Source organism: Arenibacter sp. 6A1 (genome assembly GCF_012272855.1).
GTDB lineage: Bacteria > Bacteroidota > Bacteroidia > Flavobacteriales > Flavobacteriaceae > Arenibacter.
In genome coordinates this window covers 12,200-37,284 of the sequence record NZ_JAAXCQ010000022.1, presented here as the reverse complement: position 1 = coordinate 37,284, position 25,085 = coordinate 12,200, and the positions used below count along the sequence as shown (strand labels likewise).

Genomic DNA, 25,085 nt, shown 5'->3' with positions numbered 1-25,085 from the left:
ATATTATAAGCCAAGCATTTCTGTTATCGGAAAAGCTTGGCTTTTATTTTTTTCCAGCGGAGACGCCGTATAAAATCACCTTCTTGAATACTCACTAAATAAGGTTTTTTCTCTTTTTTAGCTTTTAAGAATCCTTTTATATTGTCCCAAAATGCTTGTGGTTTACCTTGCTTTGCTGCCATTTTTAGAGAAGCAATCAACGTAATCCAAAATCCGTATCTCATGGTATACATAGCTTTTCCCTGAAGCAATTTAGCCTTAGGATTATAGGCTTTGCCCAAAGGGCGTAAATGTTTAGCATGCAATGTATCGTCTGTACAGATGTTGAAGCGGTGGTAACGGGCCAGTAATTCATCTACGGTATCCCATCCCATGGCATTCCTTAGTCCGCCTATGGCTGTAAAACAATTTTTGGTATACGCTTTAAAGGCACCGCGAACATGGTCCTTGTCCATAGGGTGGTTTAATTTCCAAGCGCCCGTTACATCTTCTTCATAGGCAAACCCTCCGGCGATTCCAATCGTGGGGTTGGATCGGAAAATTGAAGCTATTTTTTCAAAATAGTGATTGGGGAGAATTATATCTGCGTCTAACTTTACTATAAAGTCATAGTGAGAGTCTAATAGCTGCAGCCCTTTGTTAAAAGCATTAATAACCTTGCTGCCGGGCATATGCACGGAAGATGATGTTGCGTTTAATTTCTCTATAAAAGGATAAGAGGCTATAAACGTATCAATAATACCTTCGGTATCATCGGTAGAATTATCGTTGACTACAACCACCTTTTTAGGAAGAAGGGTTTGGTTGACTATCGAATGTAGGGTGTCCGATAAAAATAATGCCTCATTATGGGCAGGTATGATAATGTAGTAATGCATCTTTTAAATTCCAATAGGTGAATGTACTTGGTATAGTTAAGTTAGATAAAAAGGACTTTTTTATTGTTTGAAGTCTAACGTTTGGATAATGTACAATTATTGGGCTTTTCGTTCTGCATAAATAATATAATATCTCGGTGTAAAAGATCGTAGTAGCGGTCTGATGCCTATTTTTTTTACTGGATTGGTCCATTTTGCACGGTCCTTAATTTCCCAGCCCGATTTTTCTAACAACCAATCAAATTGCCAATCTTCAAACTCGTGGTAATGCCTGTCCCACGGGTCGGTCTTACTTTGGTAGGCAGGGGAAAACCATAGTCGAAGAGGTATACTAGCGACTAATTTATCGGCTTTTATATGGGTGAGTACATTGAGTGGCGATAATAAGTGTTCAAATATTTCAAAGGCGGTAACTACATCGACCTTCGCATTTGTGACAGTCGAAAAATCCAAATCTAAATCTTCACCATGGGTATTAGTTACCTGATAACCGTTTTCTTTCATGATCTTAGAAAAGGGATTGTCTACCCCTAAATCTAGGATGGTTTCATCTTTTGAAATATGTTTTTCTAGGAAATTTAGCGTGTGCTTAAATCTTTTGTTCGGGAATGTTTTTTCGTACATGGATGTCAGATTTTAAAAGGACTCGCTGTTGTAGCTAATTGAAATTCCTTTTTGGATCATGCGAAGTTAAAAAATAAACCATAGTGGTTAGACTATGGTTTATTTTTTATAACAATGAAACTTTTATAGAAAAAGTATATTCTTAAATTTTATATACTATAGCGTTTATATTCATTCCGGCTCCAACACTGGCAAAGAGAACAATATCTCCTTTTTGAATAGATTGGTTTTCTACTTTTCCATTTTTTACCATATCGAACAAGGTAGGGATGGTGGCCACAGAGCTATTGCCTAATTTTTCAATATTCATGGGCATAATTCCCTCGGGCATATCCATACCGAATAGCTTATAAAAGCGTTTTATAATTGCCTCGTCCATTTTTTCATTGGCTTGGTGGATAAAAATCTTTTTGATCTCCGTAATGTTTACGCCACTCTTATCCAAGCATTCTTTCATGGCCTGTGGAACATGGGTACAGGCAAATTCATATATCTTACGACCGTACATTTTAATAAACCTCGTGTCTGTTTGCTTTAATTCCTTTGAGTAGGATTCTCCGAAAAACAGAAAATAGGCTTCATCATTGGCATAGGTTGCACTGGCGTGGGATAAAATTTGTCCAGCGTCTTCTTTGGCCTCTATTACCGTAGCGCCGGCCCCGTCCGAATAAATCATAGAATCCCTGTCGTGGGGGTCAACGACTCGTGAAAGGGTTTCAGAACCAATGACCAAACATTTTTTTGCGATACCACTTTTTATAAAAGCATTGGCTTGAATAACGCCTTCAATCCATCCGGGACAACCAAATAATAAATCGTAGGCTACACAGCGTGGATTATTGATTTTTAGAAGATTTTTTACTCTAGTTGCCAAACTAGGAAGCGTATCTCCTTGGGTTTTTCCATGTGAAACGTCTCCAAAATTATGGGCAAAGATGATATAATCTAACTCCTCCTTGTCAATATCAGCATCGGCAATGGCCTTCTCGGCCGCATAAAAGGCTAAATGAGAATTGTTAATGTTCTCTTTGGCATAGCGTCTTTCCTTAATACCTGTGATGCCTTTGAACTTTTGAATTATAATCTCGTTATTCTGTTTAAAGGGAGTTCCGTCCTCGTTTAAAAATTCATGAGAACCAAAATCGGAGTTTTCGATAGTAAGTGATGGAAGATACGAACCGGTACCGGTAATTGCGATATTCATAGGTTGTTGCTAATTAATTAGAATAAATATAAATATAATGACTTTGTCCATTATGCGTGCATAAGATTATATATGATGTTCAAGATTATTTCTGCCAAAAAAAATGGCATAAAAAAAGCCTTTCAAAATAAATTGAAAGGCTGTAAAGGTTTGATTTTATTAGGGGTTTTATGCTTCCATATACGCTTCAATAGGAGCACATGTACAGATTAAATTACGGTCTCCATATGTTTCATCAACACGTCTTACGCTAGGCCAAAATTTATTTTCCGAAATATATGGTAACGGAAAGGCTGCTTTTTGTCTGCTGTAAGGTAGTTGCCATTCATCAGCTGTAATCATCTCTAAAGTATGCGGCGCATTCTTAAGGGCATTGTTAGGGTTGTCTATAGAGGCTTCATCAATTTCTTCTCGTATAGATAACATGGCGCTTATGAATCTGTCCAATTCCGCGACACTTTCACTCTCGGTAGGTTCAATCATTAAGGTACCTGCCACTGGGAATGAAACCGTAGGGGCATGGAAACCATAATCCATTAAACGCTTGGCGATATCGGAAACTTCAATTCCTTTTTCTTTAAACGGCCTACAGTCAATGATCATTTCGTGGGCAGCTCTTCCTTTTTCACCTGTATAAAGCACCTCAAATTTCCCGCTTAGGCTGTTTTTAATGTAGTTAGCATTTAAAATGGCTGTTCTGGTAGAATTAGAAAGGCCAGATTCACCTAACATTTTAATATAGCCGTAAGAAATTAGACATACTAATGCAGATCCCCAAGGGGCTCCAGAGATAGCAGTAATAGCTTTTTCTCCACCGGTTTTTATCACTGGGTTCCCAGGTAAAAATGGCACTAATTGTTCTGCAACACAAATTGGGCCTACACCTGGTCCACCACCACCATGTGGTATGGCAAAAGTCTTGTGTAGGTTAAGGTGGCAAACATCCGCGCCAATAGTTCCAGGATTGGTCAATCCTACTTGGGCATTCATATTGGCACCATCCATATATACCTGACCGCCATTGTCATGGATAAGCTTAGTGATTTCTTTTATGGAGGATTCAAAGACCCCATGGGTAGATGGGTAGGTAACCATTAAAGCCGAAAGATTGTCTTTGTGCAAGATGGCTTTTTCCCTTAAATCGGTCACATCTATATTTCCTCTTTCATCTGTCTTGGTAACTACCACTTTCATTCCCGCCATAACCGCAGAAGCTGGGTTGGTTCCGTGGGCAGATGAAGGTATTAAACATATGTTTCTGTGACCTTCTCCTCTTGATTCATGGTATGCTCTAATAGCCATTAGTCCGGCATATTCTCCTTGAGCCCCAGAATTAGGTTGTAACGAGGTACCTGAAAATCCTGTAATCACAGTAAGGTCTTGCTCTAATTCCTTCAATATAATTTGGTACCCTTCGGCCTGATCTATTGGTACAAATGGATGAATGTTAGCCCATCTTGCCATACTTAAAGGGAGCATTTCAGAGGCTGCATTCAATTTCATTGTACAAGATCCCAAAGAAATCATGGAATGGTTAAGCGCTAAATCTTTTCTTTCCAATCGCTTAATGTAACGCATTAAAGCAGTCTCGGAATGGTAAGAGTTAAATACGACATTATCTAAGAATGATGAAGTACGAGTAACACTGCTAACAATTTTATTGTCGGTAGTCAACTCGTCTAAAATCAAGGTGTCCTTTCCTAATCCTTCGGCAAAAACATCAACAATAAGTTGTACGTCTTTTAAAGAAGTAGCTTCGTTCAATGATATAGAGATGGTATCGGCATCTACATACCAGAAGTTAATTTCGTTCTTTTCGGCAATAGGTTTTACTTTGGCAGCATCGGCTTTAACAACGATGGTATCAAAATAAGAAGTGTTAAGTTGGTATAAGCCCAATTTCTCCAGACTATCGGCTAAGGTAACAGCAGCACTATGCACCTTGTTGGCAATATACTGAAGGCCTTTTGGACCGTGATAAACAGCATACATCCCTGCCATTACTGCCAACAATACTTGGGCCGTACAAATGTTCGATGTGGCTTTGTCTCTTTTAATATGTTGCTCACGGGTCTGTAAAGCCATACGTAAAGCACGCTTACCGTCGGTGTCTTTAGTTACACCAATGATACGTCCTGGAATATTTCTTTTGTACGCTTCTTTCGTAGCAAAAAAGGCGGCATGTGGGCCTCCATATCCTAATGGTATACCAAATCTTTGGGTGGTTCCAACGACAACGTCTGCGCCAAATTCTCCAGGAGGGGTTAATAATACTAAGCTTAAGATATCGGCAGCTACTGCTACTTTAATGTTCTTTTCGGCGGCTTTGGCAACAAAAGCAGCATAGTCATGAACTTGACCATGTTTGCCAGGATATTGTAATAAGGCCCCGTAAAAATCTTCTGTAAATGAAAATTCTTCATGGTTTCCTATAACCAGTTCTATGCCGATAGGAGTAGATCTTGTTTGTAATAGAGAAAGTGTTTGTGGTAGTATTTCTTCAGAAACGAAAAACTTTACGACATTATTTTTCTTTTGTGCTCTATCGCGCACTTCAAAAAGCATGCTCATAGCTTCCGCTGCTGCAGTACTCTCATCTAAAAGTGAGGCATTGGCCAATTCCATGCCCGTTAGATCAGAAATCATGGTTTGGAAATTTAATAAAGCTTCCAAACGGCCTTGGGCAATTTCTGCTTGATAAGGAGTATATGCAGTATACCAACCTGCATTTTCTAAAATATTTCTTTTTATAACTGAAGGCGTAAAACTTTCATGGTATCCTAAACCAATGTATGTTTTAAATACCTTGTTTTTTTCCGATAAGTTTTGAATATGTGATAAATATTCATGTTCACTCATAGGGGCATCCAAATCAAGAGGTTCTTTTAGACGAATGTCATCTGGAATAGTCTCAACAATAAGCTGCTCAATATTTTTTACATTAATAGTTTTTAGCATTGGTTGAAGGTCTTCTTCTCTAATGCCGATGTGACGCAAAGCAAATACATCTGTCCTCATGATTCAAGCTGTTTTTCTAAATTTAAGGTGTGCAAAAATACTCATTATTTATTTTTAAATGTTAGGATTGTAGTGGAACATTTATAAAGTTTTTTCTGAAATAAAAAGGTTAACAGCACATTACCTACTTTTGTTGAATGAAGTGGATAAAACAATTATTCGTTTTTTATCTAGACGCAAGTATTCATGTATCCTTTGCTGTGCTTGCCTTGTTAGATCTTACCTGGTATTTTTTTGATAAGCCTAGGGAAGTTCACATTTCCTATTTTATATTTTTCGGGACTATAAGCTGTTATAATTTTGTAAAGTATGGGGTAGAGGCCAAAAAGTATATTTTAGTTGCCCAAACCTATCATAGAAAAATTCAGATAATCAGTATTATAGCTATGGGAGCCGCTGTTTATCATGCTTTTTACTTAGATGTAAATATGTTGGTAGGTTTAATGGTATTGGGTTTTGCAACGGCTTTATATGCTATTCCCATGTTGCCAAAGTCTAAAAATCTAAGGAGCTTAGGGGGCTGGAAAATATTTATTGTAGCTATGGTTTGGGCGGGGACAACGGTGTTTTTGCCTATGATACCCGGTAAAGGTCTTTTATCGTGGGATGTTGCTATTGAAGGGGGGCAACGCTTTCTTTTTGTGCTAGCCTTAATGTTGCCTTTTGAAATACGGGATTTAAAATATGACGCTCCCGAACTAAAAACAATGCCTCAGCGGTTTGGGATTCCAAAGGTAAAAAGGTTTGGAATGCTCCTAATGTTATTTTTTTTCTTGCTGACTTTTTTCAAGGATTCCTGGCAGTCTTTGGAACTGTTCTCTAAAGCTGTGGCAGCTATTTTTTTGGGAACAATGATATGGAATACCAAAGAAAATCAGTCGACATATTTTGCCTCCTTTTGGGTAGAAGCCATTCCTATATTTTGGTGGGGACTTATTTGGGGGTTAGGGTATTGGATTTAATCTCATTCTTTAAACATTCCTTTAATCTTTCTTTTTCTTCGGGTGGAAGCGACTTAAGATTGGCCTGATGGCAGAGTGTGGACAATTGCCCGTTTTTTTTCGAAAAAACCTTGCATGCCTTGCAAATGTTGATGTGGAATATAAATTGTATTCTTTCCCATAGCGTAGCTTCTTGGTATTGTTTTTTAGTGCAGATGATTGCAGCTTTTTTACATGAACTCATATCTTGAACCAATTGTTATTAAGGCATTCCATGAGCGAGGTTCTTGCTCTGTGGATGATTACCCAAAGATTAGACGGATTAATTTTCAGCTCCTTACAGACTTCTTCGGTACTTAATCCCTGTATTGTTTTTAAGGAAAAAGCTAGGGCGTGTTTTTTAGGGAGCTTGGAAATACACTCATGTATAGCGACTCCCAATTCTTCATTTTCCATGGCGCTATTTTCTAATAGACTTAAGGGGTCTGCTACTTGGTGTTCTAAAAAGTTATTGTCAAAATCGCTATCGGTCTTTGGGGTAATCCGTACCGTTGCCTGTGCTTTTTTGGAGTTTATTTTACGATAGTGATCTATGATTTTTCGTTTTAAAATGGCAATGAGCCATGTGCGTTCAGCAGCTTCCCCTTTATAGTTTTGTGCCGATTTTAGGCCAGCAAAGAAGGTGTCCTGTACTAAGTCTTTCGCAATGTCAACATCACTAACCCTAGCTATAGCATAGTTAAAGAGGTAGTCCGAGTGGTTGTCTACCCAATTGTCTGGATGTAATATGTGCTTTGTCATATTCGTATGTTACCCAAAAGTTAGTGATTTTTTCTAAGAATGATTTCTTATTTTTGGATCAAATAATAAATGAAATGAGATCCGTATTTTTGGTTTTGGTAGTTTTGGCCCTACAGTTCAGTTGTGGACAGGGAACTACAAATAACTTTCCTATAGCATCCTTTGAGCAATCTTTACTTGAAAATGCCATCTTAGTCGATGTGCGGACTCCACAAGAATTTTCTCAAGGTCATTTAGAAGAAGCCGTAAATATAAATTGGTATGATCCCGATTTTGCGACTAATTTTAGCAAAATAGAAAAAGAGAAAACGATCTACTTGTATTGTAAAGTAGGTGGGCGTAGTTTAATGGCTATGGAAAAATTAAAGAAATTAGGGTTCAAGAACGTCATAAACCTAACGGGAGGATATGATGCGTGGATAGCAAAATAATCCACTCTTTTTCTCCTTGTTTTCTTCCATAGCCATGAGCTTTTTTACGTTACTTATTTACGGGAGTATCTAATAACCCAGCGCGCTCCAATAAAGCTTCTATTTTGGGTTCAGCGCCTCGAAAGCGTTTGTATAATACCATTGGGTTTTCTGTTCCTCCTTTAGAAAGTACGTGGTCCATAAATTTTGTAGCCACTTCCTTGTCGAAAATGCCTTTTTCTTTAAAATATGCAAAAGCATCGGCATCTAAAACTTCGGCCCACTTATAACTGTAATATCCCGAAGAGTATCCGCCCTGAAAAATATGGGAGAAAGATGTGCTCATACAGGTTTCGGCTATGCTTGGGAAAAGGTCGGTATCGATAAATGCCAATTCTTCTTGTTTCTTAACATCGGTAATATGACTCGGGTCTGCTGCATGCCAAGACATGTCCAATAATCCAAAGCTTATTTGACGTAAGGTTGCTAAACCTTCTTGAAAGGTAGATGATTCCTTAATTTTTGTTACCAATTCCATTGGGATCAATTCCCCTGTTTGGTAATGTGTAGCAAATAATTTCAAAGCCTCCTTTTCGTAACACCAGTTTTCCAGGATTTGGCTTGGCAATTCTACAAAATCCCAATATACAGAAGTCCCGGATAGGCTAGGGTAGGTGGTGTTGGCCAACATGCCGTGCAATCCATGTCCGAATTCATGGAATAAAGTGGTCACTTCATTAAATGTAAGCAAGGATGGTTTGCTAGCGGTAGGCTTGGTGAAATTACAAACGTTAGAGATATGTGGTCTTATATTCTTTCCGTTTTCTAGGTATTGGGATTTATAGGAGGTCATCCATGCACCGCCGCGTTTTCCTGCTCTAGGGTGAAAATCTGCATAAAATATGGCTACTAGTTCTTTTTTTGCATCATAAATGCGATAGGTTTTTACGTCTTCGTGATATTTGTCAATATCAAAGACTTCTTCAAATTGTAGACCGAACAATTTTTCCGATACCTTAAATACCCCTGCAATAACATTTTCTAATTTAAAGTAGGGCTTTAATAGCTCATCATCTAAATTAAATAGTTTTTGCTTCAATTTTTCGGAATAATAAGCGCTGTCCCATTTCTCTAGCTGTGATATACCATCAAGGTCTTTTGCGAATTGCTCTAATTCAGCAAACTCCCTTTCTGCCGCAGGCTTTGCCTTTTCTAGCAATTCGTTTAAAAAAGTGTATACTTTCTCAGGGGTTTCGGCCATGCGTTCTTCCAATACAAAATGGGCATGACTTTTATAACCTAATAAGACCGCTCTTTCATGGCGCAGCCTAGTAATTTTTAAAATGTTTTCCTGGTTGTCCAATGCATCTTGATGGAACCCTTTGCTGCCAAACGCGATAGAAAGTTCCTTGCGGAGTTCCCTATTGGAAGCATATTTCATAAAAGGAATGTAACTAGGATAGTCTAGTGTGATCAACCAGCCATCCAGGTCCTTGGATTTTGCCAGTTGAGCCGCTGCCTCCTTTTCTCCTTCTGGGAGACCGTCCAAATCGGACTCTTGGGTAAGGTGCTTCTGGTATTTATTGGTTTCTGCCAATACATTTTCGCCAAACTGTAATTTTAGTTTTGCTAGTTCGGCATCAATTTCCCTTAAGCGTTTCTTCTTTTCTTCGGGCAAATTAGCACCGTTACGGCTAAAGCTTTTGTACCTTTTTTCCAGAAGAGTGCTTTCTTCTGGGGTTAAATCTAAAGTTTCTTTTTGATCATAAACCGTTTTTATCCTTTGGAATAAATCTTGGTTTAGGGTAATGTCGTTGCTGAACTCTGTAAGTAATGGCGATACTTCCTGGGCTATTTTTTGGATTTCTGCATTGGTTTCGGCAGAATTAAGGTTGAAGAAGACACTAGAAATCCTGTCCAATTGTTGTCCTGAAAAATCTAAAGCAACAATGGTATTTTCAAAAGTAGGGGCCTCGTTTGCCTGGGATATAGCGTCTATTTCTGCCCTGGCATCGGCGATGGCCTCAATAAAAGCGGGTTTAAAATGCTCGTTTTTTATTTTTGAAAATGGGGCTGTATCAAATGGGATCAATAAAGGATTGCTCATTTTTGTTTTGTTTTTAGGATTATAACAAGAGGAGAAAATACCTGCTATCTTGTTTTTGTGAAAATTAACAATCACAAAAATATACGAAATGTCCTTGTTTGCAGCCAAAGGGCTTACAAGCGTGGCTGTTCAAGATAGCAGGGAATAGTATTACTTTATTTTACGTACTTCTTCGGCACCTTCAATTACCTTTTGTTTTAATCCTTCTTTGTAAAGAATAATTTTGTCTAAAACACATTTGTCCGCACTACCAATTATCTGTGCTGCCAATATGCCTGCATTTTTAGCACCGTTAAGGGCTACTGTGGCAACAGGCACACCTCCGGGCATTTGAAGAATAGATAAAACAGAATCCCATCCGTCGATCGAATTGCTGCTTTTTACCGGAACACCAATGACAGGCAAGGGAGACATGGAGGCTACCATTCCTGGTAGATGGGCAGCTCCGCCAGCACCTGCAATGATCACAGAGTATCCATTTTTATGGGCATTCATGCTAAAATCGAATAATTTTTCTGGGGTACGATGGGCAGAAACAATGTCTACATCAACGGCGATATCAAATCCTTTTAAAATATCAATGGCTTCCTGCATAATAGGAAGGTCACTGGTGCTTCCCATAACAACGGCTACTTTGCTCATAACTATAATAATTACTTATTTGCTGATTACTTTTATAGTGTTCTTTACTTTCTCTGCTATTTTTCTTGCTTGTGCAATATCTTGGTTTACGATGGTAACGTGCCCCATTTTTCTAAAGGGTCTTGTTTGTTTTTTACCGTAAATATGGGGAGTAACACCTTCTAGTTGAAGAATTTCTTCCATATTTTGGTAAACTACGTCGCCTGTATATCCTTCGGCACCCACTAGGTTTACCATGATTCCGGCCACCTTGCTTTCTGTTCTTCCAAGGGGAAGGTCTAAAATAGCACGGATATGCTGTTCAAATTGATTGGTGTAACTGGCTTCAATACTATAGTGCCCGCTATTGTGAGGTCTAGGAGCTACTTCGTTGACCAAAATCTCATCGTCCTTGGTCTGGAACATTTCTACGGCCAAAATACCGATATGCTTAATTTTTTCCGAAACTTTCAAGGCAACATCAGTAGCTTTTTGCGCTACTTCGTCACTGATCCTTGCCGGGCAAAGAACGTATTCTACTTGGTTGGCTTCTGGGTGGAATTCCATTTCTACGACAGGGTAGGAAACAATTTGTCCGCTTGGGTTTCTAACAACAATAACGGCCAATTCATTTTTAAACGGGATCATAGTCTCTGCTATGCATTCCGAATTAGGTAGCCCTTCTAAGTCTTTAAGACTTCTAACGACCTTTACCCCCTGGCCATCGTAGCCGAATTGGGCACTCTTCCACACAAAAGGAAAAGTTAAGCCACCATTGGCAACACTGTCTTCAATTTCGCTAGTATAAGCAAAGCGGCTAAAAGGAGCCGTAGGGATATTGTTGTCTATATAAAATAATTTTTGAGTGGCCTTGTTCTGAATAATATGCAAGGCCTCAGTTTGCGGGTACACCTTGACGCCTTCGGACTCTAATTTTTCTAGAGCCTTGGTATTTACGTTTTCTATTTCGATAGTTAAAACGTCAACCTTTTTTCCAAAGTTATATACCGTGTCATAATCTAATAAATCGCCTTCGAAAAATTCGTTACACGCTATTTTGGACGGAGCTTCTGGTGATGGATCTAATACTTTGGTGTGGATGTCAAATTTACGAGTCTCGTATAACAACATTTTACCTAATTGGCCACCTCCAAGAATTCCTAATTTAAAATCGGAAGAAAAATAGTTCATTTGAATTGATTCACTTTTGTTATGGTGATTGTAGTATGAGGACAAAAATACGGCTAAATCTTAGAAACTGGCCTTGGACAACTAAAAAAGAAAAATCAAAATGGTATATTTGTGATCTTATTAAATTATTAACGGTGATAAAGCTACACGATAAATATTTCAAGCCATTTATTAGCGAAGGAGAGATACTGCAAGCAATAAAAAAAGTGGCAGACAAAGTTGCGGCGGACTACCGTGATGAAACACCAATATTTATTGGGGTTCTAAACGGTTCTTTTATGTTTGTTGCCGATTTTTTAAAAGCGTATCAACATCCTTGTGAGATTTCCTTTGTGCGATTAAGCTCTTATCAGGGGCTTACTTCTACAGGAATCGTAGAAACATTACTAGATGTGCCCGAAAATATAGATGGACGTTCTGTTATTATTTTAGAGGATATTATCGATACCGGAAGAACCGTTAAAAAATTAATAGATTTATTTTCCAAGACCAAGGTAAAAGAATTTAGGGTAGCCACCTTGTTTTACAAAGATGAAGTGTATAACGGGGAGTACGATATTGATTATTTTGGAATGAAAATTCCAGATAAGTTCATCGTGGGATACGGATTGGATTACAAAGAACTGGGAAGAAATTTAAGAGAAGTATATCAACTTAATATAAAACATATGATAAACCTTGTTTTGTTCGGCAAACCAGGAGCAGGAAAAGGCACGCAAGCTGCATTTTTAAAAGAGAAATATAATTTGAAACACATTTCTACAGGGGATGTGTTTCGTTATAATATAAAAAACGGAACGGAACTAGGGTTGTTGGCCAAATCATATATTGATCAGGGAGGTTTGGTACCGGATGAAGTGACCATAAAAATGCTTCAGGACGAGGTAGAAAAAAATCCAGAAGCAAGCGGATTTATTTTTGATGGTTTTCCAAGAACAACAGCACAAGCAAAAGCTTTGGATCAGTTTTTAGTATCTAAAAACATGAAAATAGATGCGACTATTGCCTTAGATGCCAATGACGAAGTGCTTATTCAACGTTTGTTAGAGAGAGGAAAAGTAAGTGGAAGAAGTGATGACCAAGACGAGGATAAAATCCGTAACCGTTTTGACGAATACAACGAAAAAACAGCTCCCCTAAAGGATTATTACGAGGAACAAGGGAAATTCCATAGCGTTAACGGAATTGGGTCTATAGAGGATATTACCAGTCGATTGACTAAGGTTATCGAAGAAATATAAATAGAATAGCTTCTTATTATAGTCGACGAAAGTTGACCAGCGCCATAGAATATCACCTGGTTGCTTATTAGGGATTCATTAAAAAGGCTTACTTCTGAGTATTTTAATGATTGTTGTAAATAACCAAAAACATAATTATTATACTACCCTAGGATAGTAGTATGGCTAGAAAAATTTAGAGGGTAAAAATCTAAAAATGACCTTTTCAGATTTAGATCCGATAGCACTATGGCGCAGTTTTATACCAAGAATTAAAGAAATAGAAAAGATTCTTTTAGGGATCTTTATTCTATTCAAGGAATTACCCTAATCCCAATCTTTCGCCAAACTAGCGCGATGTGGTTTTGATAAAGAAGCCCTGAGGTTTTTTTATGGATTTGGAGCCTTTTAATGACGAAGTATGTAGTAGGTTGTGTTTATAAGGCCAAAATGACCTCGAAGTTTGGTTTTATGGAATACCCTAAAACCAAGGTTTTTGGATTTGACTTTAGTGTTGAAAAAATAAAACAGAATGTATACATTTGTGGCCAAGGATATTGGGATGTTTTTGGCGTATATACCTACACTTTTTAAGGCCTACCCATGCCAAAATAAAGTTCAATTAAGAAAAGGAACGAAATAAACTAAAAAAATGACTGAAGGCAATTTTGTGGATTATGTAAAAGTGCACTTGGAATCCGGTAAAGGAGGAAAAGGGTCTATACATTTACATAGGGAAAAGTTTATAACCAAAGGAGGTCCCGATGGGGGTGATGGTGGCCGTGGTGGGCATATTATTATAAAAGGAAACAAAAACTTATGGACCTTATTAGGCTATAAGTTTCAAAGACATTTTAAGGCGGGCCATGGCGAGCATGGAGCTAAAAGTCGAAGTACAGGTGCCGATGGGCAGGACGTTTATTTAGATGTGCCATTAGGTACGGTCATCAGAGATGCCGATACCAACGAAATAATTATGGAAATCACCAATGACCAAGAGGAAATAATTCTTTTGGAAGGTGGTTTAGGAGGACGTGGAAACTGGCATTTTAGAACGTCTACCAACCAAACCCCGAGGTATGCACAGCCGGGGATTCCGGGAAAGGAAGCCGATCTTATCTTTGAATTAAAAGTACTGGCCGATGTGGGGCTTGTTGGTTTTCCAAATGCTGGAAAATCGACCCTATTGTCGGTGTTGACTTCCGCGCAGCCAAAAATCGCAGATTACGAATTTACGACCTTAAAACCCAATCTTGGAATTGTAGAATATAGGGAGTTTAAGAGTTTTGTGATGGCCGATATACCTGGTATTATTGAAGGTGCTGCCGAAGGAAAGGGGCTAGGACATTATTTCCTAAGACATATTGAACGAAACTCTACGCTTCTTTTTTTAATCCCTGCCGATAGCAAAGATATAAGCAAGGAATATGAAATTTTGTTAGACGAACTTCGTAGGTATAACCCAGAACTCCTAGATAAAGATCGATTGATAGCTATTTCTAAAAGCGATATGTTAGATGAGGAGCTGATGGAAGAAATGAGGTTGGAGCTTGACAAGGACCTACAAGGAATACCATATATGTTTATGTCTTCAGTGGCACAACAAGGATTGGTAGAGCTTAAAGATAGACTTTGGGAAATGCTAAATCGCAATGTGGCTGATTAGGCGTAGTGTGTTTGGTTTTTCCTTAATAAGATTCCTATGACGCTCTCTTTGATATTGTTCCCTTAATATCGCTTTATGGTATTTAATGGCTCTGATCATAAAAGGGGGAGGCTATTTTTTGTTACTTTTATATAAAACGGTCATCATGAAAAAAATAGGAATCTTACTAGTGGCATTGGTTTTGGCTTCTTGTAGTGCTGTAAGGGTACAGTACGATTACGATAGGACAGCTGATTTTTCGGCCTATGCTACCTATAATTATTATGCAGACATGGATACCGGTTTAAGTGAACTGGACAGGAAACGTCTTATAAAGGCAATAGATTTTAATTTGCGCGATAAGGGGATTAGACTTTCCGAAGAACCGGACATTTTAATTGATATAAAGTCTCGTTCTTACACCGGGGTTCAGAGAAACACCGTAGGAGTGGGGATTGGTGGATCTGGCAGAAATGTGGGCGGTGGTGTAAATATTGGTATCCCGATGAGGAATTCCAAGCTAGAGAGGGAAGTTCAAATAGACTTCGTCGATAGCCAAAAAGAGGCTCTTATTTGGCAAGCTATTGCTGTAAGTTCTTTTTATGAAAACAGTTCTCCAGAAGTTCGAGAACAAAAATTTCTACAATTGGTTGCTAAAGCATTTTCTAAATACCCTCCCAAAAAGTAAGCACTTTTTTATATAATAACACATATTATGGTTTTCTCTTCTTTGAAAAAAAATGAGTAAAAGAGAAGTTAAATACCATAAAAAGTTTGGCCTTTCTGTTCTAGAAAGGCCTATGATTTAAAGGAGTATACATCCAATATCCCGATCAGAAATTTATGTAGTTTTAAATAAGGGGCTGTTATGGTCTTAAAATGTCCTTATATCTATCCTTGTATGCGTAGAGCATGGTAATATTTAAAAGCAGTAATACCAAGGCAAAACCTATAGAGCTCGGTTCTAGAAAGGCATGGAATAATATAGCGTTGATTGAAATAATGAAAAGAATCAACATCATCAAGGAGGCAAACTTATTGATTAATAGGGATATTCCAGCGACAATTTCTACCAAGGCAATGATGTTAATGGTATTGGTGCTCATTAAGGCAGAAAAATAGTTCATGGCAGCTTCTGACATTTGGCCGGCAGGCATAAAATGAAAAAACTTATTCGATCCGAAGATAATGAGGAATACTCCAAATACGATTCGTAATCCAATGAAAAAGGTTGCGTTCATAATAGTTTGGTTTTAAATTAATTATATGTTAATTTATGAAAAATATCAACGCGTAAATGCTAAATGTTTAAAAAATTCTAATTTACGCTTATTCTTTCACCTTTGCTATGGCTGCTGAATTCTGGAGCATACATGCTTTGAATGCTCGTAATACCATTGCTAAACTCCCCTTTATTATTTACTCTTAAGTCGTATTCAAATACATAAACGCCCTTGGGAAGGTAGTCTATAAAAAAACTGGTACTGGCATCTTTTGTACTTTCATAATAACCAAGGCCGTCTTGCCATTGGTATTGAGATAGCACCTTTACGGGCTCTAGTCCGGCAGCCCGCATATCTTTCATATGTATAAACTCCATGGCCCTATCTGTTCGGATCTCTATACGTACCCTGATCACATCGCCCAAATTTAATTCGGATGAGGCCGTTATTTCTCTCAGTTCTTCACCGGTATCGGTGTCTTGTTTTAGAAATAACTTCTTTTTCAACTGAAGCGGACTTTTTCCCGGACTAATCTTGTCTAACTCTTCAAAATATTGCCAGTACATTGCTCCCCATGCTGGTCCTTCTCCTTTTTTCGATAATACTACCTTTGCCATCTCCGGGACTATTTCATCGTCTGTCCAAGAAACTTTGAAATAGCCCGTACCAGCCTCGGTAGCGGTATTTTTTAATTTTGAAGGCGCTATTTTCTTTTCGCCTATTGACACCTCAACCGCATCAGTAACGGACAACCAATTGCTGCCTTGTAACAAGAGGGCGTAAACAGCGTCGGTAGTGGCCTTGGTGGTTTCCCATTGATTGGTCTGTTTGTTTTTTAACAGCCATAGTTTTAGTTGATCTATCGTTTCTGTATCATTGTTGATTTCCGAAAAGGCTTCAATCAGTAAGGCCTGGGTTTCAATAGCAGCTTGGTTCCAGTTCCAAGAATTGGTGTTGGCTTTCCAATACATGCCTAATTCTTCCCTGGTAACACTATTTTCTTCTAAGGATTTAATGATTTTTTTTGCGCTGGCGGTATCCTTGCTCCTGTGTAGGAATAAGGCCAACAAACCTTGGGAGTACAAGTCTTTCTTTACCCAAAATTTCTGTGCTTGTTTCTTGTAGTAGAGGGTGATTTCTGAAACTTTTTTGGAGGCGGGAATACTACTAAAAAAGCTTCTAGTATAAAGGTAGTGAAGTTGAATGGGGCTTAAATGATCTGCATTGGAAGCGTTGGAATCCTTTCTCATTTTTTCATAATCTTCCATAAATTCAGCATCCAAATACGCGATGGCTTTTTTAATGATTTCCTCTGTAGCCATATCAAGGTTAAGAATGTTAAGGTGATCTAAATGACCTAAGCCTGCAAGGATATGTTGGGTTATAAACCTATTAGAAATACCTCCCTTAAACCAAGGCCAAGCCCCAGAAGCTAATTGGCTGTTCTGTAATTTTCTCAGGGCATTTTCACGCTCATTTTTCATTTTGTTAAGATTAAACAAAAGGGCAATGCGCTTTTTTTGTTCGGTTTCGGATTGGGCATCCCGTAGCCATGGGGTTTCTTGAATAAGGATGGATTTTAAAGCCTGATTTTTTTCTAGATTACTCAATACTGCATCAGTATTGGCCCATTGCTTAAATACTTCCTGAATTCTTGGTTGGTTTTGGACAATACTACTTGCTAATGTATTGGCATAATATCGAGCAAATATCTGTTCGCTACAATCGAAGGGGTATTCCATTAAATAGGGCAGTGCCTGTACCGCATACCAGGCAGGATTTGAAGTTATTTCAAGACTTAACTGATGATGTTTCAGGGTTGATGAGGTATTGGTTCTTAGTTTTTCTAAATCAAAAGATTTTGTTTGATTGCTTTTTACCCACATGGGCAAGGTTTCTGTAACCAACGTTCTGTTGGTAAGTACCGGCAATAAGTTTTGTTCCCCATCACTATAGTCTCCTGCCGTAGCCATGATCGTGTATTGAACGCCTTGAAGATTTTCGGGTATTGTTAAATTCCATGAAACTTCTGTATTTCCATGGGCATTTACCGTATAAGAGATTTTGGCAATAGAGGACAGGGTTTCGTGTGGTGGTATACTATCCTTTGAGTTTAGGGAAGAGACCAAAAGGTTTTTGGTTATATCTTTTCCGGAAACGGCATCGACCAAAATAATTCTGGCGGTCCCGTTTAAATGGCTGTCGGTAATATTGGCAATTTTAGTACTGATGGTAATTTTGTCGCTTTCTCTTAAAAATCGTGGAACGTTAGGGGTTATCATTATTTCTTTTTGGGTTACGGCTTCCATGGTGGTAAGCTTGCTTTCCAAGTTTTTAGTATGCGCCAGTAATTGTAGCTTCCATGTAGTCAGTGCTTCGGGACTCGTAAAACTAAAGCTTACATTACCATTTTTATCGGTACGTAATTGAGGAAAAAAGAAAGCAGTCTCCTGTAGATTTTTTCTAATTTGAACCTGATCAATAGTATTCTTGTTTTTCTCAGCATCAATTTCGGTGGAAGATTGTTGGTCTTGTGTTCCAAAACCTGCCAATACCGATTCTTCCATTGCAGCTGAATCTTCTTGGATGATGATATTTTCTCCATTGGCTTTTTTCATGACCATAGTATTGCGGTACAGTCGGTGTCGTTCCCCAAAATAAAAACCAAACCAATTAAAAGAATCATATGCTTGGGAAAATGTAGGATACTTAGCATTTGGGGTCTTAAAATAAGTAAAGTTTTCGACGCGATAACTGTGGTAAGCATTGCTGTATAGGCTCGAATAATAGGTCGGTTGCCACCTAGGGGTAAAGCTCCATGAATGGTCTTGAAAGGCGTCCAAAGAGGCATCGTACATATTAGCCAATACTTCTGCGGCTACCTTTTGTCCCTGTCCACCTTTTATAGTGAAAGACCATTGTTCTTCACTGCCTGGTTGTAGTTTATCGCGGAACGTAACAGTTTCTATTTGAAGGTCTGTTTTGGGATATGGGACATTAATATTGGCAATTCCCGTTTCAAAAGAATTAAAGGCACTGTAGGTGTAATGAACCGAAAACCCTCCTAAATCTGATTCGGTAATGGGGATTTTGATCGTTTTGGTGTTGTTGTGTAGCGTTATGATTTGGGTGTCAACAATTGTTTTGTTCTTTTCTATAAATAAGGTGACCGTTAAGTTTTTAGCACTACTGCCTATAGTTAGGGTAGCATTTTCTCCAGGGGCATAGGTGTGCTGATCTGTTTTTATTTCAAAGAGCTTTTGATCAGTTACTTGCTTGTCATTAGATCCATGGACGGTAATCTTGGCCATGTCTTTTACCTTTTGTCCAAAAGCATCAGTGGTTTCTAATTCTATTTGGTACACCCCAGAAGTCCAGTTTTTTATTTTTCCCAACTTAATTTCACCGGTCTTTCCGGTATTAAAATTGGTTTCGTAGGCTAGGGTCGATTTTTCCCATGTGTTAGGGTCGGACTCCTTGTCGTAGGCATCGTGGGGGAATATTTTTTTAAACTCTTCCTTAGTTCCCAATTTGTACTCTGGTGCTTCCCATGGTCTTGGTCGCAGAACATATTCCGGACCTTTGAGCTTATAGATTTTTAGGGTTCCTTGTGCGGGTACTGGCTGTCCGTTTAGGTTGCTAGTTCTTATGTTTACAAGATTGTTCTTTTTGTTTTTATCCAAAAATGGGGCTGTCTCTATATTCGCCAATAACGCATGGTAACCAACCTTTATGGTGGTGGTGCTACTTTGGGTTTCCCCATTAATATCGGTCACCTCCGCAGTAACTTCAAATAGGAAAATAGGGAGGTCATCCTTGGAAACATTACTATCAGGAATGGCTACAAAAGGAATGTTGAAGAAGCCTAAAGCATCGGTTTTTGTTTCGCCATGCGCGATTTCTTGGGGGGAGCTGCCGTAATTCGGGCGGAACCAATAGAACCATCTTGGAAAATTGACGAGCCTGCGTACCCTATAACGTACTGTTGCATCGCTGATCGCACTTCCAGAATAGGCTAAGGCAGTACCTTTTACTTCTATACTATCATGTACGCTAAAGGTATCGGTAATGGGATCAAAGGAGGTTTTAAATTTTGGACGCTTGTATTCTTCTACGGAAAAAGAAGTGATTCCGGACAGAGCTATATCTTCGGATGTACTGGCAATCGAAAAAGTTCCTGTAAGACCATTGTTGGGAATTATAAATTCGCCGTCAAAGGAACCAAATTCATTGGTTTTAAATTCCTGGGCAGCTATTTCCTGGCCATTGACATCGCGTAAATGGGCTTTGACAAGGGTATTGGTGATTAAGGAGGATGTGTGTCCTTTCTGTGAAACGGCTATTCCCTTAAAAAAAACGGGCTGCCCTGGGCGATAAATACTCCGATCTGTAAATAGGAAAGTAGTGTGTTTACTATGCTCATAATCGTCGTAATTATTTCGGGGGTAGAGGCTGTATTTTCCAAAATATGCCGTATCGCCGTGATATTCGATTTTAGTCGTGGTGTTTAACCATCGTTCCTTGGTTAAGGGTAGGATAACCATACCGGTTTCATCGGCAACAAAAGACTTTTTTAAGAATGGGGCCCTAGTATCTGTCTGGTAGGTAAAGCTTACTTTTGCTCCACTTAACGGCTTTCCGTTGTTTCTGTCTACAACTTGATAGAAGTGATGCGTGGGAGATTTAGTCTCTATAAAGGCTAGATCGGTTACTTGGACAGGGCTAAAAGCAAAACTTTTTTTATCATCGTTGTCTACAGGGGTTGCTAAAACAATGTAGTTCCCCTGATTTAAAGAAGGCAATAGCACTTCCGTTTTATGAGGTATATAGTCTCCTTCATTTTTTAATCTGGCCTCCCAGGTGGTAGCAACCTTTAATTTTTCTATAAAAGGCAATTGATTTTCTAATGGGTAAATGTTTTGGAGTGCTGTAAGTTCTTTTTGGGAAATTTGATAAGCGGTAAATTTTAGGTTGTCATGATTTTTATAATTTACCAATAGGCGGGCTGTACGGTTAATAGGAAGGTGTTTTTCGGTTGTAATTTGAAGTTCTTGAGATAAAATTAATGCGCGTAAATGGCTGAATTTTTCTGCTGTTTTACCCTTTGGATACTTTTTTAAGGCTGTTTCGCAAATTTCTAGGGCCTTTTTTCGCTTCCATTGATGCTCTTCTTGTGTGCCTGGAATATAATTTTCTGCTAGCTGATGGTACAAGAGCGCAATTTCAAAAGTATAGAAACTTTCTGCTTCTTGGTTCTTATATAATTGGGCAGCATGTTGTAGGGCCTCCAGGTAATACTGGTCCTTCTTCTCAAAAATAGCATTGTCACGGATAAATTTTAATCGTTCTATATCAATATCCACCAGAGCAAAAGGTAGGGCGTCGTTTTGATGAGCTTTTATCAGTTGTTGGTAGGCTAATAAAGCCTTTAATTGTTGAGAGGTATTGTCGTCAGATGTAAAATTAAAGGTTGAAAACTTGGAGAATTCACTTAAATACTCGGGATTGTCAATTTCAAATTTATCGGCAGGCCTGGCGATGCTATTTTCGCTACTCTTATAAAAATCGATTGCATTATGTGCCAAAAGGTCAAATAAGGTAGGTCTATAAATTTCGGATCCCTTTTCTTTATGTAATATTTCCAAATATTCTCTAATGTCTACTTGCTGAAGTGCATCAGGTGTAGCCAAGGAACTATCAAAATGACTTCCTATAGCTGTAAAAATTGTTGTCAGGTCCCAAGTCCTAAAATCATCGTTATCAACAGGTGTTGCTGTAGGTGTTCTATCGTAAAAGCGGTATCGGTTCTCCTGAAAATATTGCCAATACATTTGCGCTAAATAACTTTCTAGAATATTTTTAGTAGGAAAACTGCTTTGGGATATTTCCGATTTAAAATTATTTATAATGTTGAGCTGTGCATCCTCTTCCAAAATTAGGATGTATTTAGAGTTATATAATAAGGCTTTTATAATTTGAACTGCATTACGTTCTTTTCTGGCCTTATTGGAGATTTTTGTAACTACCTCCATAGCCGATTTGGTCATGGCCTCTTTTTCTAAAGTTTGTACCTGCTCCCATAGCACTGCATAAGTAGGCGCTTTAGATTGTGATTGTCCCCAATGGGAAAAAAGTAAGACGGTAATAAGGATGGTAAGGTTTCTCATAAGAATAGGTATGAATCTTTCTAAAGTAGCATAGATGCAAAAAAGATACCAAGCTTGGTTCCTTGGTAAAATAAATAAGAAAGTTAAGGGTTTACAGTATGCTTTTATAGCTTTTTTTTATGATGGTTTACCTTTAGTAGCTGTAGCTGTAAATCGGCTGTTCATATTTTATTTAAAATATATTTATTGCCTATACGGGATTGTTGTTAGATAGCTTATCATTTTAGGAAGTGTGAAGTTTCTATTGTTGAAGCGTTAAATAGGTAAGAAGAACACGGATAAAACCAGGTTGTAAAATTTCATAAGGTGATGACAATCCTTATCTTTACGGCATAATTTTTTGTAAATGCACATACATTTTATTGCCATTGGAGGAAGTGCCATGCACAACCTAGCCTTAGCTTTGCACCATAAGGGATATACCGTTTCTGGAAGTGACGACGTAATTTTTGAACCTTCTAAAACCCGATTACAAGACCAAGGGCTTTTTCCGGAATCTTTCGGATGGTTTCCCGAGAAAATAAATGCCAATTTGGATGCTGTTATTTTGGGCATGCATGCTAAGGCAGATAATCCCGAGTTATTAAGAGCTCAGGAGCTTGGGCTTACCATTTATTCCTACCCAGAATTTTTATATGAACAGTCAAAACATAAAACAAGGGTCGTAATAGGGGGGAGCCATGGCAAGACCACTATAACATCTATGATTCTGCATGTGTTAAATTATCACGGTAGGGAAGTAGATTATATGGTAGGGGCTCAATTAGATGGGTTTGATAGAATGGTACATCTGACCGAGGAAAATGATTTTATAGTTTTAGAAGGCGATGAATATTTGTCATCTCCTATCGATAGAAGACCAAAGTTTCATTTGTACAAGCCTAATATTGCCTTGCTAAGTGGCATTGCATGGGATCATATCAATGTGTTTCCTACGTATGAAGGATATGTAGAGCAATTCCAAATATTTGTTGATAGTATTGTAAAAGGAGGGAGCATTACTTATAATGAAGAGGATGCAGAAGTAAGAAGGGTAGTGGAGGCTTCCGAAAACCCTATTAGGAAATTACCTTATAGTACTCCGGAATATCAGGTAGAAAATGGAGAGACCATCTTGGAAACTTCAGAGGGTCCTATGCCGATAGAGGTTTTTGGCAAACATAACCTCAATAATTTGGCGGGGGCAAAGTGGATTTGCCAGAACATGGGAGTAGACGAGGACGACTTTTATGAGGCTATTGCTAGTTTTAAAGGGGCTTCTAAAAGACTGGAAAAAATTGGCGAGGGAAAAAGCAGTGTTGCCTATAAGGACTTTGCCCATTCCCCAAGTAAGGTAGCGGCAACAACAAGTGCCGTAAAAGAACAATATCCAAATAAAAAAATAATAGCCTGTTTAGAACTCCATACTTATAGTAGTCTAAATGCAGAATTTTTAAAGGAATACCAAGGTGCTTTAGATGCCGCAGATATGGCAGTCGTATTTTATTCTCCAGAGTCGGTAAAGATCAAACAATTACAAGAGGTGACCAAAGCGCAAATTGTGACTGCTTTTGAGAGACAAAACTTAGAAGTTTTTACCGATGCCACTGCTTTTAAAGAATTTTTATTTTCCCAAAACATAACAGACTCAGCCTTGTTGTTAATGAGTTCCGGTAATTATGGCGGACTCGATTTATTGGCTGTAAAAGAGATGGTCGAATCGCACTAGAGCGTTTATCAACAATTTTTGTAAAAAGTAAATTCCATTATTAGCGCCAGCATTTTACTCGCTCGTCCTTTTTAAAATCAACAGAGCTCCGATCATAGGAGCTCTGTTGATTTTTATACCTTCCTTTATTTTTTCGACATCCTTATGTTGAAAGAAATGCCATATATAGTGTTTTTATATTTTCAATAATAGACTACCCCTATAGCACTAGTTTATAGCTATGGAAGGCCATAGATTCTTTGATTTAGAGCGATAAGGAATTGCCCAAGAAACATTAAAGGCTGACTTTGAGTATCAAGACAGTATTGTAACCGACCTAAGTGGTGGTAAATTTATTCCCTGAAAAAGCGAATACGACCCCTATTCCGCAAGTACAGATACATTTAATTGTAAAGGCAGTGGTACACTTGCCTTAAAAAATCCTGATTTATAAGAATTATTTTTGTGTTAGTGAGTATGGAACCATTTTTTATTAACACGGTCTCTTTTTTATAGTAGTATCGGCTTTTTTGAAACCTATTGTAAGTCAGAATTATTGGTAATGAGGGGATTATCTTCGTTTTTTGTAATTTAAAGTCAAATTGTGTTGGGGTAAGCGATTATTATTATCTTTAGATAATGCAACCAAAACCAACCTATATCCCTATTAAAAATTGGTCTTCTGATGATAAGCCAAGGGAAAAATTATTGCTAAAACACAGGGGAGACCTTTCTAATGCCGAATTAATAGCGATCTTAATTGGTTCTGGGAGTCGAAATGAGAGTGCTGTGGCTTTGGCAAAACGCATTTTGGCAACGGTAAATAACGATTTTAACGATTTGGGAAAACTGTCCGTAAAACAACTCATGCAGTTTAAAGGGATTGGGGAAGCCAAGGCAGTGACCATCGCGGCAGCCTTGGAAATTGGATTAAGGCGTAGAAAAAATGGGGTCAAAAAGGTGGTATCCATCACAGAAAGTGGTCATGTTTTTGAATTGTTACATCCAAAGCTAGCCGATTTGTCACATGAAGAATTCTGGGTTGTTTATCTGAACAATGCCAATACCGTACTTACAATGGGGCAATTAAGCAAAGGGGGCATTACAGGAACCTTGGTCGATGTTCGCCTGGTGCTCAAACAGGCTCTAGAATTGGGGGCCGTTGGTTTAATATTAGCACACAACCATCCTTCGGGAACCTTAAAGCCCAGTGTGGCAGACAAGCAAATTACCAATAAGCTAAAAACAGCTTCCCAGGCTCTGGATATAAAAGTATTGGACCATTTGATCATAACTCAGAAAGAATATTTTAGCTTTGCAGATGAACACATTCTTTAAAAAGAAATAC

Annotated in this window: 18 protein-coding genes; 8 read left to right on the top strand and 10 right to left on the bottom strand. The window is 38.3% G+C overall.

The window, feature by feature from the left end:
* Positions 1 to 23 precede the first annotated feature (23 nt).
* The 4 genes from HCG49_RS16400 to gcvP form a co-directional block, all read right to left on the bottom strand.
* Positions 24 to 878: a glycosyltransferase family 2 protein gene (locus tag HCG49_RS16400; RefSeq protein ID WP_168470603.1), complete on the bottom strand. Its 855-nt coding sequence runs from the start codon at positions 876 to 878 to the stop codon at positions 24 to 26.
* Positions 879 to 974: 96 nt separating this feature from the next.
* Positions 975 to 1,502, bottom strand: a complete 528-nt coding sequence (locus HCG49_RS16395) for a class I SAM-dependent methyltransferase (protein ID WP_168470602.1) — start codon at positions 1,500 to 1,502, stop codon at positions 975 to 977.
* Positions 1,503 to 1,644: 142 nt separating this feature from the next.
* Positions 1,645 to 2,706 carry a 3-oxoacyl-ACP synthase III family protein gene (locus HCG49_RS16390; protein WP_168470601.1) on the bottom strand — a complete coding sequence of 354 codons (1,062 nt, stop codon included), beginning with the start codon at positions 2,704 to 2,706 and terminating at the stop codon, positions 1,645 to 1,647.
* Positions 2,707 to 2,874: 168 nt separating this feature from the next.
* A complete protein-coding gene (gcvP, locus tag HCG49_RS16385) occupies positions 2,875 to 5,724 on the bottom strand; it encodes an aminomethyl-transferring glycine dehydrogenase (protein WP_168470600.1) in 2,850 nt (949 codons plus the stop codon).
* A gap of 137 nt (positions 5,725 to 5,861) precedes the next feature.
* Between gcvP and HCG49_RS16380 the strand changes: the two genes are divergently transcribed.
* The gene (locus HCG49_RS16380) at positions 5,862 to 6,686 is read left to right on the top strand and encodes a hypothetical protein (RefSeq protein ID WP_168470599.1); all 825 of its coding nucleotides are present in this window, start codon (positions 5,862 to 5,864) and stop codon (positions 6,684 to 6,686) included.
* A 219-nt stretch (positions 6,687 to 6,905) separates the two neighbouring features.
* Here the strand turns inward: HCG49_RS16380 and HCG49_RS16375 are convergent, their stop codons facing one another.
* Positions 6,906 to 7,466, bottom strand: a complete 561-nt coding sequence (locus tag HCG49_RS16375; RefSeq protein ID WP_168470598.1) for a sigma-70 family RNA polymerase sigma factor — start codon at positions 7,464 to 7,466, stop codon at positions 6,906 to 6,908.
* A gap of 74 nt (positions 7,467 to 7,540) precedes the next feature.
* Here HCG49_RS16375 and HCG49_RS16370 point away from each other — a divergent pair, with 74 nt between their 5' ends.
* Positions 7,541 to 7,897: a rhodanese-like domain-containing protein gene (locus HCG49_RS16370; RefSeq protein WP_205764424.1), complete on the top strand. Its 357-nt coding sequence runs from the start codon at positions 7,541 to 7,543 to the stop codon at positions 7,895 to 7,897.
* A gap of 49 nt (positions 7,898 to 7,946) precedes the next feature.
* Here HCG49_RS16370 and HCG49_RS16365 read toward each other — a convergent pair whose 3' ends face one another.
* The 3 genes from HCG49_RS16365 to HCG49_RS16355 form a co-directional block, all read right to left on the bottom strand.
* Entirely contained in the window at positions 7,947 to 9,983 is a 2,037-nt protein-coding gene (locus HCG49_RS16365; protein ID WP_168470597.1) for a M3 family metallopeptidase, read from the bottom strand.
* Positions 9,984 to 10,133: 150 nt separating this feature from the next.
* Positions 10,134 to 10,625, bottom strand: a complete 492-nt coding sequence (purE, locus tag HCG49_RS16360; RefSeq protein ID WP_168470596.1) for a 5-(carboxyamino)imidazole ribonucleotide mutase — start codon at positions 10,623 to 10,625, stop codon at positions 10,134 to 10,136.
* A 15-nt stretch (positions 10,626 to 10,640) separates the two neighbouring features.
* Complete coding sequence (locus HCG49_RS16355) at positions 10,641 to 11,795, bottom strand: 5-(carboxyamino)imidazole ribonucleotide synthase (protein ID WP_168470595.1); 1,155 nt, start codon at positions 11,793 to 11,795, stop codon at positions 10,641 to 10,643.
* 134 nt (positions 11,796 to 11,929) lie between these two features.
* On the opposite strand from HCG49_RS16355, the gene HCG49_RS16350 reads away from it, so the two are divergent.
* The 4 genes from HCG49_RS16350 (at position 11,930) to HCG49_RS16335 (ending at position 15,348) form a co-directional block, all read left to right on the top strand.
* Complete coding sequence (locus tag HCG49_RS16350) at positions 11,930 to 13,036, top strand: adenylate kinase (RefSeq protein WP_168470628.1); 1,107 nt, start codon at positions 11,930 to 11,932, stop codon at positions 13,034 to 13,036.
* A gap of 390 nt (positions 13,037 to 13,426) precedes the next feature.
* Positions 13,427 to 13,609, top strand: a complete 183-nt coding sequence (locus tag HCG49_RS16345; RefSeq protein WP_168470594.1) for a hypothetical protein — start codon at positions 13,427 to 13,429, stop codon at positions 13,607 to 13,609.
* 58 nt (positions 13,610 to 13,667) lie between these two features.
* Positions 13,668 to 14,681 (top strand): GTPase ObgE, encoded by a 1,014-nt coding sequence (gene obgE / locus HCG49_RS16340; protein ID WP_168470593.1) that lies wholly within the window; start codon positions 13,668 to 13,670, stop codon positions 14,679 to 14,681.
* A 145-nt stretch (positions 14,682 to 14,826) separates the two neighbouring features.
* Entirely contained in the window at positions 14,827 to 15,348 is a 522-nt protein-coding gene (locus HCG49_RS16335; RefSeq protein ID WP_168470592.1) for a DUF4136 domain-containing protein, read from the top strand.
* A 178-nt stretch (positions 15,349 to 15,526) separates the two neighbouring features.
* Here the strand turns inward: HCG49_RS16335 and HCG49_RS16330 are convergent, their stop codons facing one another.
* Entirely contained in the window at positions 15,527 to 15,901 is a 375-nt protein-coding gene (locus HCG49_RS16330; protein ID WP_072763887.1) for a DoxX family membrane protein, read from the bottom strand.
* A 77-nt stretch (positions 15,902 to 15,978) separates the two neighbouring features.
* On the bottom strand, positions 15,979 to 22,050 hold the full coding sequence (locus HCG49_RS16325) for an alpha-2-macroglobulin family protein (RefSeq protein ID WP_168470591.1): 6,072 nt from the start codon (positions 22,048 to 22,050) through the stop codon (positions 15,979 to 15,981).
* Between the two features lie 346 nt (positions 22,051 to 22,396).
* Here HCG49_RS16325 and HCG49_RS16320 point away from each other — a divergent pair, with 346 nt between their 5' ends.
* Positions 22,397 to 23,758 (top strand): UDP-N-acetylmuramate--L-alanine ligase, encoded by a 1,362-nt coding sequence (locus HCG49_RS16320; protein WP_168470590.1) that lies wholly within the window; start codon positions 22,397 to 22,399, stop codon positions 23,756 to 23,758.
* A 618-nt stretch (positions 23,759 to 24,376) separates the two neighbouring features.
* Positions 24,377 to 25,075: a RadC family protein gene (radC, locus tag HCG49_RS16315; protein ID WP_168470589.1), complete on the top strand. Its 699-nt coding sequence runs from the start codon at positions 24,377 to 24,379 to the stop codon at positions 25,073 to 25,075.
* Positions 25,076 to 25,085: the final 10 nt, after the last annotated feature.

Bases quoted from the DNA above. Each gene is read 5' to 3' on its own strand.
- HCG49_RS16400 (WP_168470603.1), bottom strand. From the start codon at position 878: ATGCATTACTACATTATCATACCTGCCCATAATGAGGCATTATTTTTA.
- HCG49_RS16365 (WP_168470597.1), bottom strand. From the start codon at position 9,983: ATGAGCAATCCTTTATTGATCCCATTTGATACAGCCCCATTTTCAAAA.
- gcvP (WP_168470600.1), bottom strand. From the start codon at position 5,724: ATGAGGACAGATGTATTTGCTTTGCGTCACATCGGCATTAGAGAAGAA.
- HCG49_RS16325 (WP_168470591.1), bottom strand. From the start codon at position 22,050: ATGAGAAACCTTACCATCCTTATTACCGTCTTACTTTTTTCCCATTGG.
- HCG49_RS16345 (WP_168470594.1), top strand. From the start codon at position 13,427: ATGACGAAGTATGTAGTAGGTTGTGTTTATAAGGCCAAAATGACCTCG.
- HCG49_RS16335 (WP_168470592.1), top strand. From the start codon at position 14,827: ATGAAAAAAATAGGAATCTTACTAGTGGCATTGGTTTTGGCTTCTTGT.
- HCG49_RS16390 (WP_168470601.1), bottom strand. From the start codon at position 2,706: ATGAATATCGCAATTACCGGTACCGGTTCGTATCTTCCATCACTTACT.
- HCG49_RS16380 (WP_168470599.1), top strand. From the start codon at position 5,862: ATGAAGTGGATAAAACAATTATTCGTTTTTTATCTAGACGCAAGTATT.
- HCG49_RS16320 (WP_168470590.1), top strand. From the start codon at position 22,397: ATGCACATACATTTTATTGCCATTGGAGGAAGTGCCATGCACAACCTA.
- HCG49_RS16330 (WP_072763887.1), bottom strand. From the start codon at position 15,901: ATGAACGCAACCTTTTTCATTGGATTACGAATCGTATTTGGAGTATTC.
- radC (WP_168470589.1), top strand. From the start codon at position 24,377: ATGCAACCAAAACCAACCTATATCCCTATTAAAAATTGGTCTTCTGAT.
- HCG49_RS16370 (WP_205764424.1), top strand. From the start codon at position 7,541: ATGAGATCCGTATTTTTGGTTTTGGTAGTTTTGGCCCTACAGTTCAGT.
- HCG49_RS16355 (WP_168470595.1), bottom strand. From the start codon at position 11,795: ATGAACTATTTTTCTTCCGATTTTAAATTAGGAATTCTTGGAGGTGGC.
- purE (WP_168470596.1), bottom strand. From the start codon at position 10,625: ATGAGCAAAGTAGCCGTTGTTATGGGAAGCACCAGTGACCTTCCTATT.
- obgE (WP_168470593.1), top strand. From the start codon at position 13,668: ATGACTGAAGGCAATTTTGTGGATTATGTAAAAGTGCACTTGGAATCC.
- HCG49_RS16395 (WP_168470602.1), bottom strand. From the start codon at position 1,502: ATGTACGAAAAAACATTCCCGAACAAAAGATTTAAGCACACGCTAAAT.
- HCG49_RS16375 (WP_168470598.1), bottom strand. From the start codon at position 7,466: ATGACAAAGCACATATTACATCCAGACAATTGGGTAGACAACCACTCG.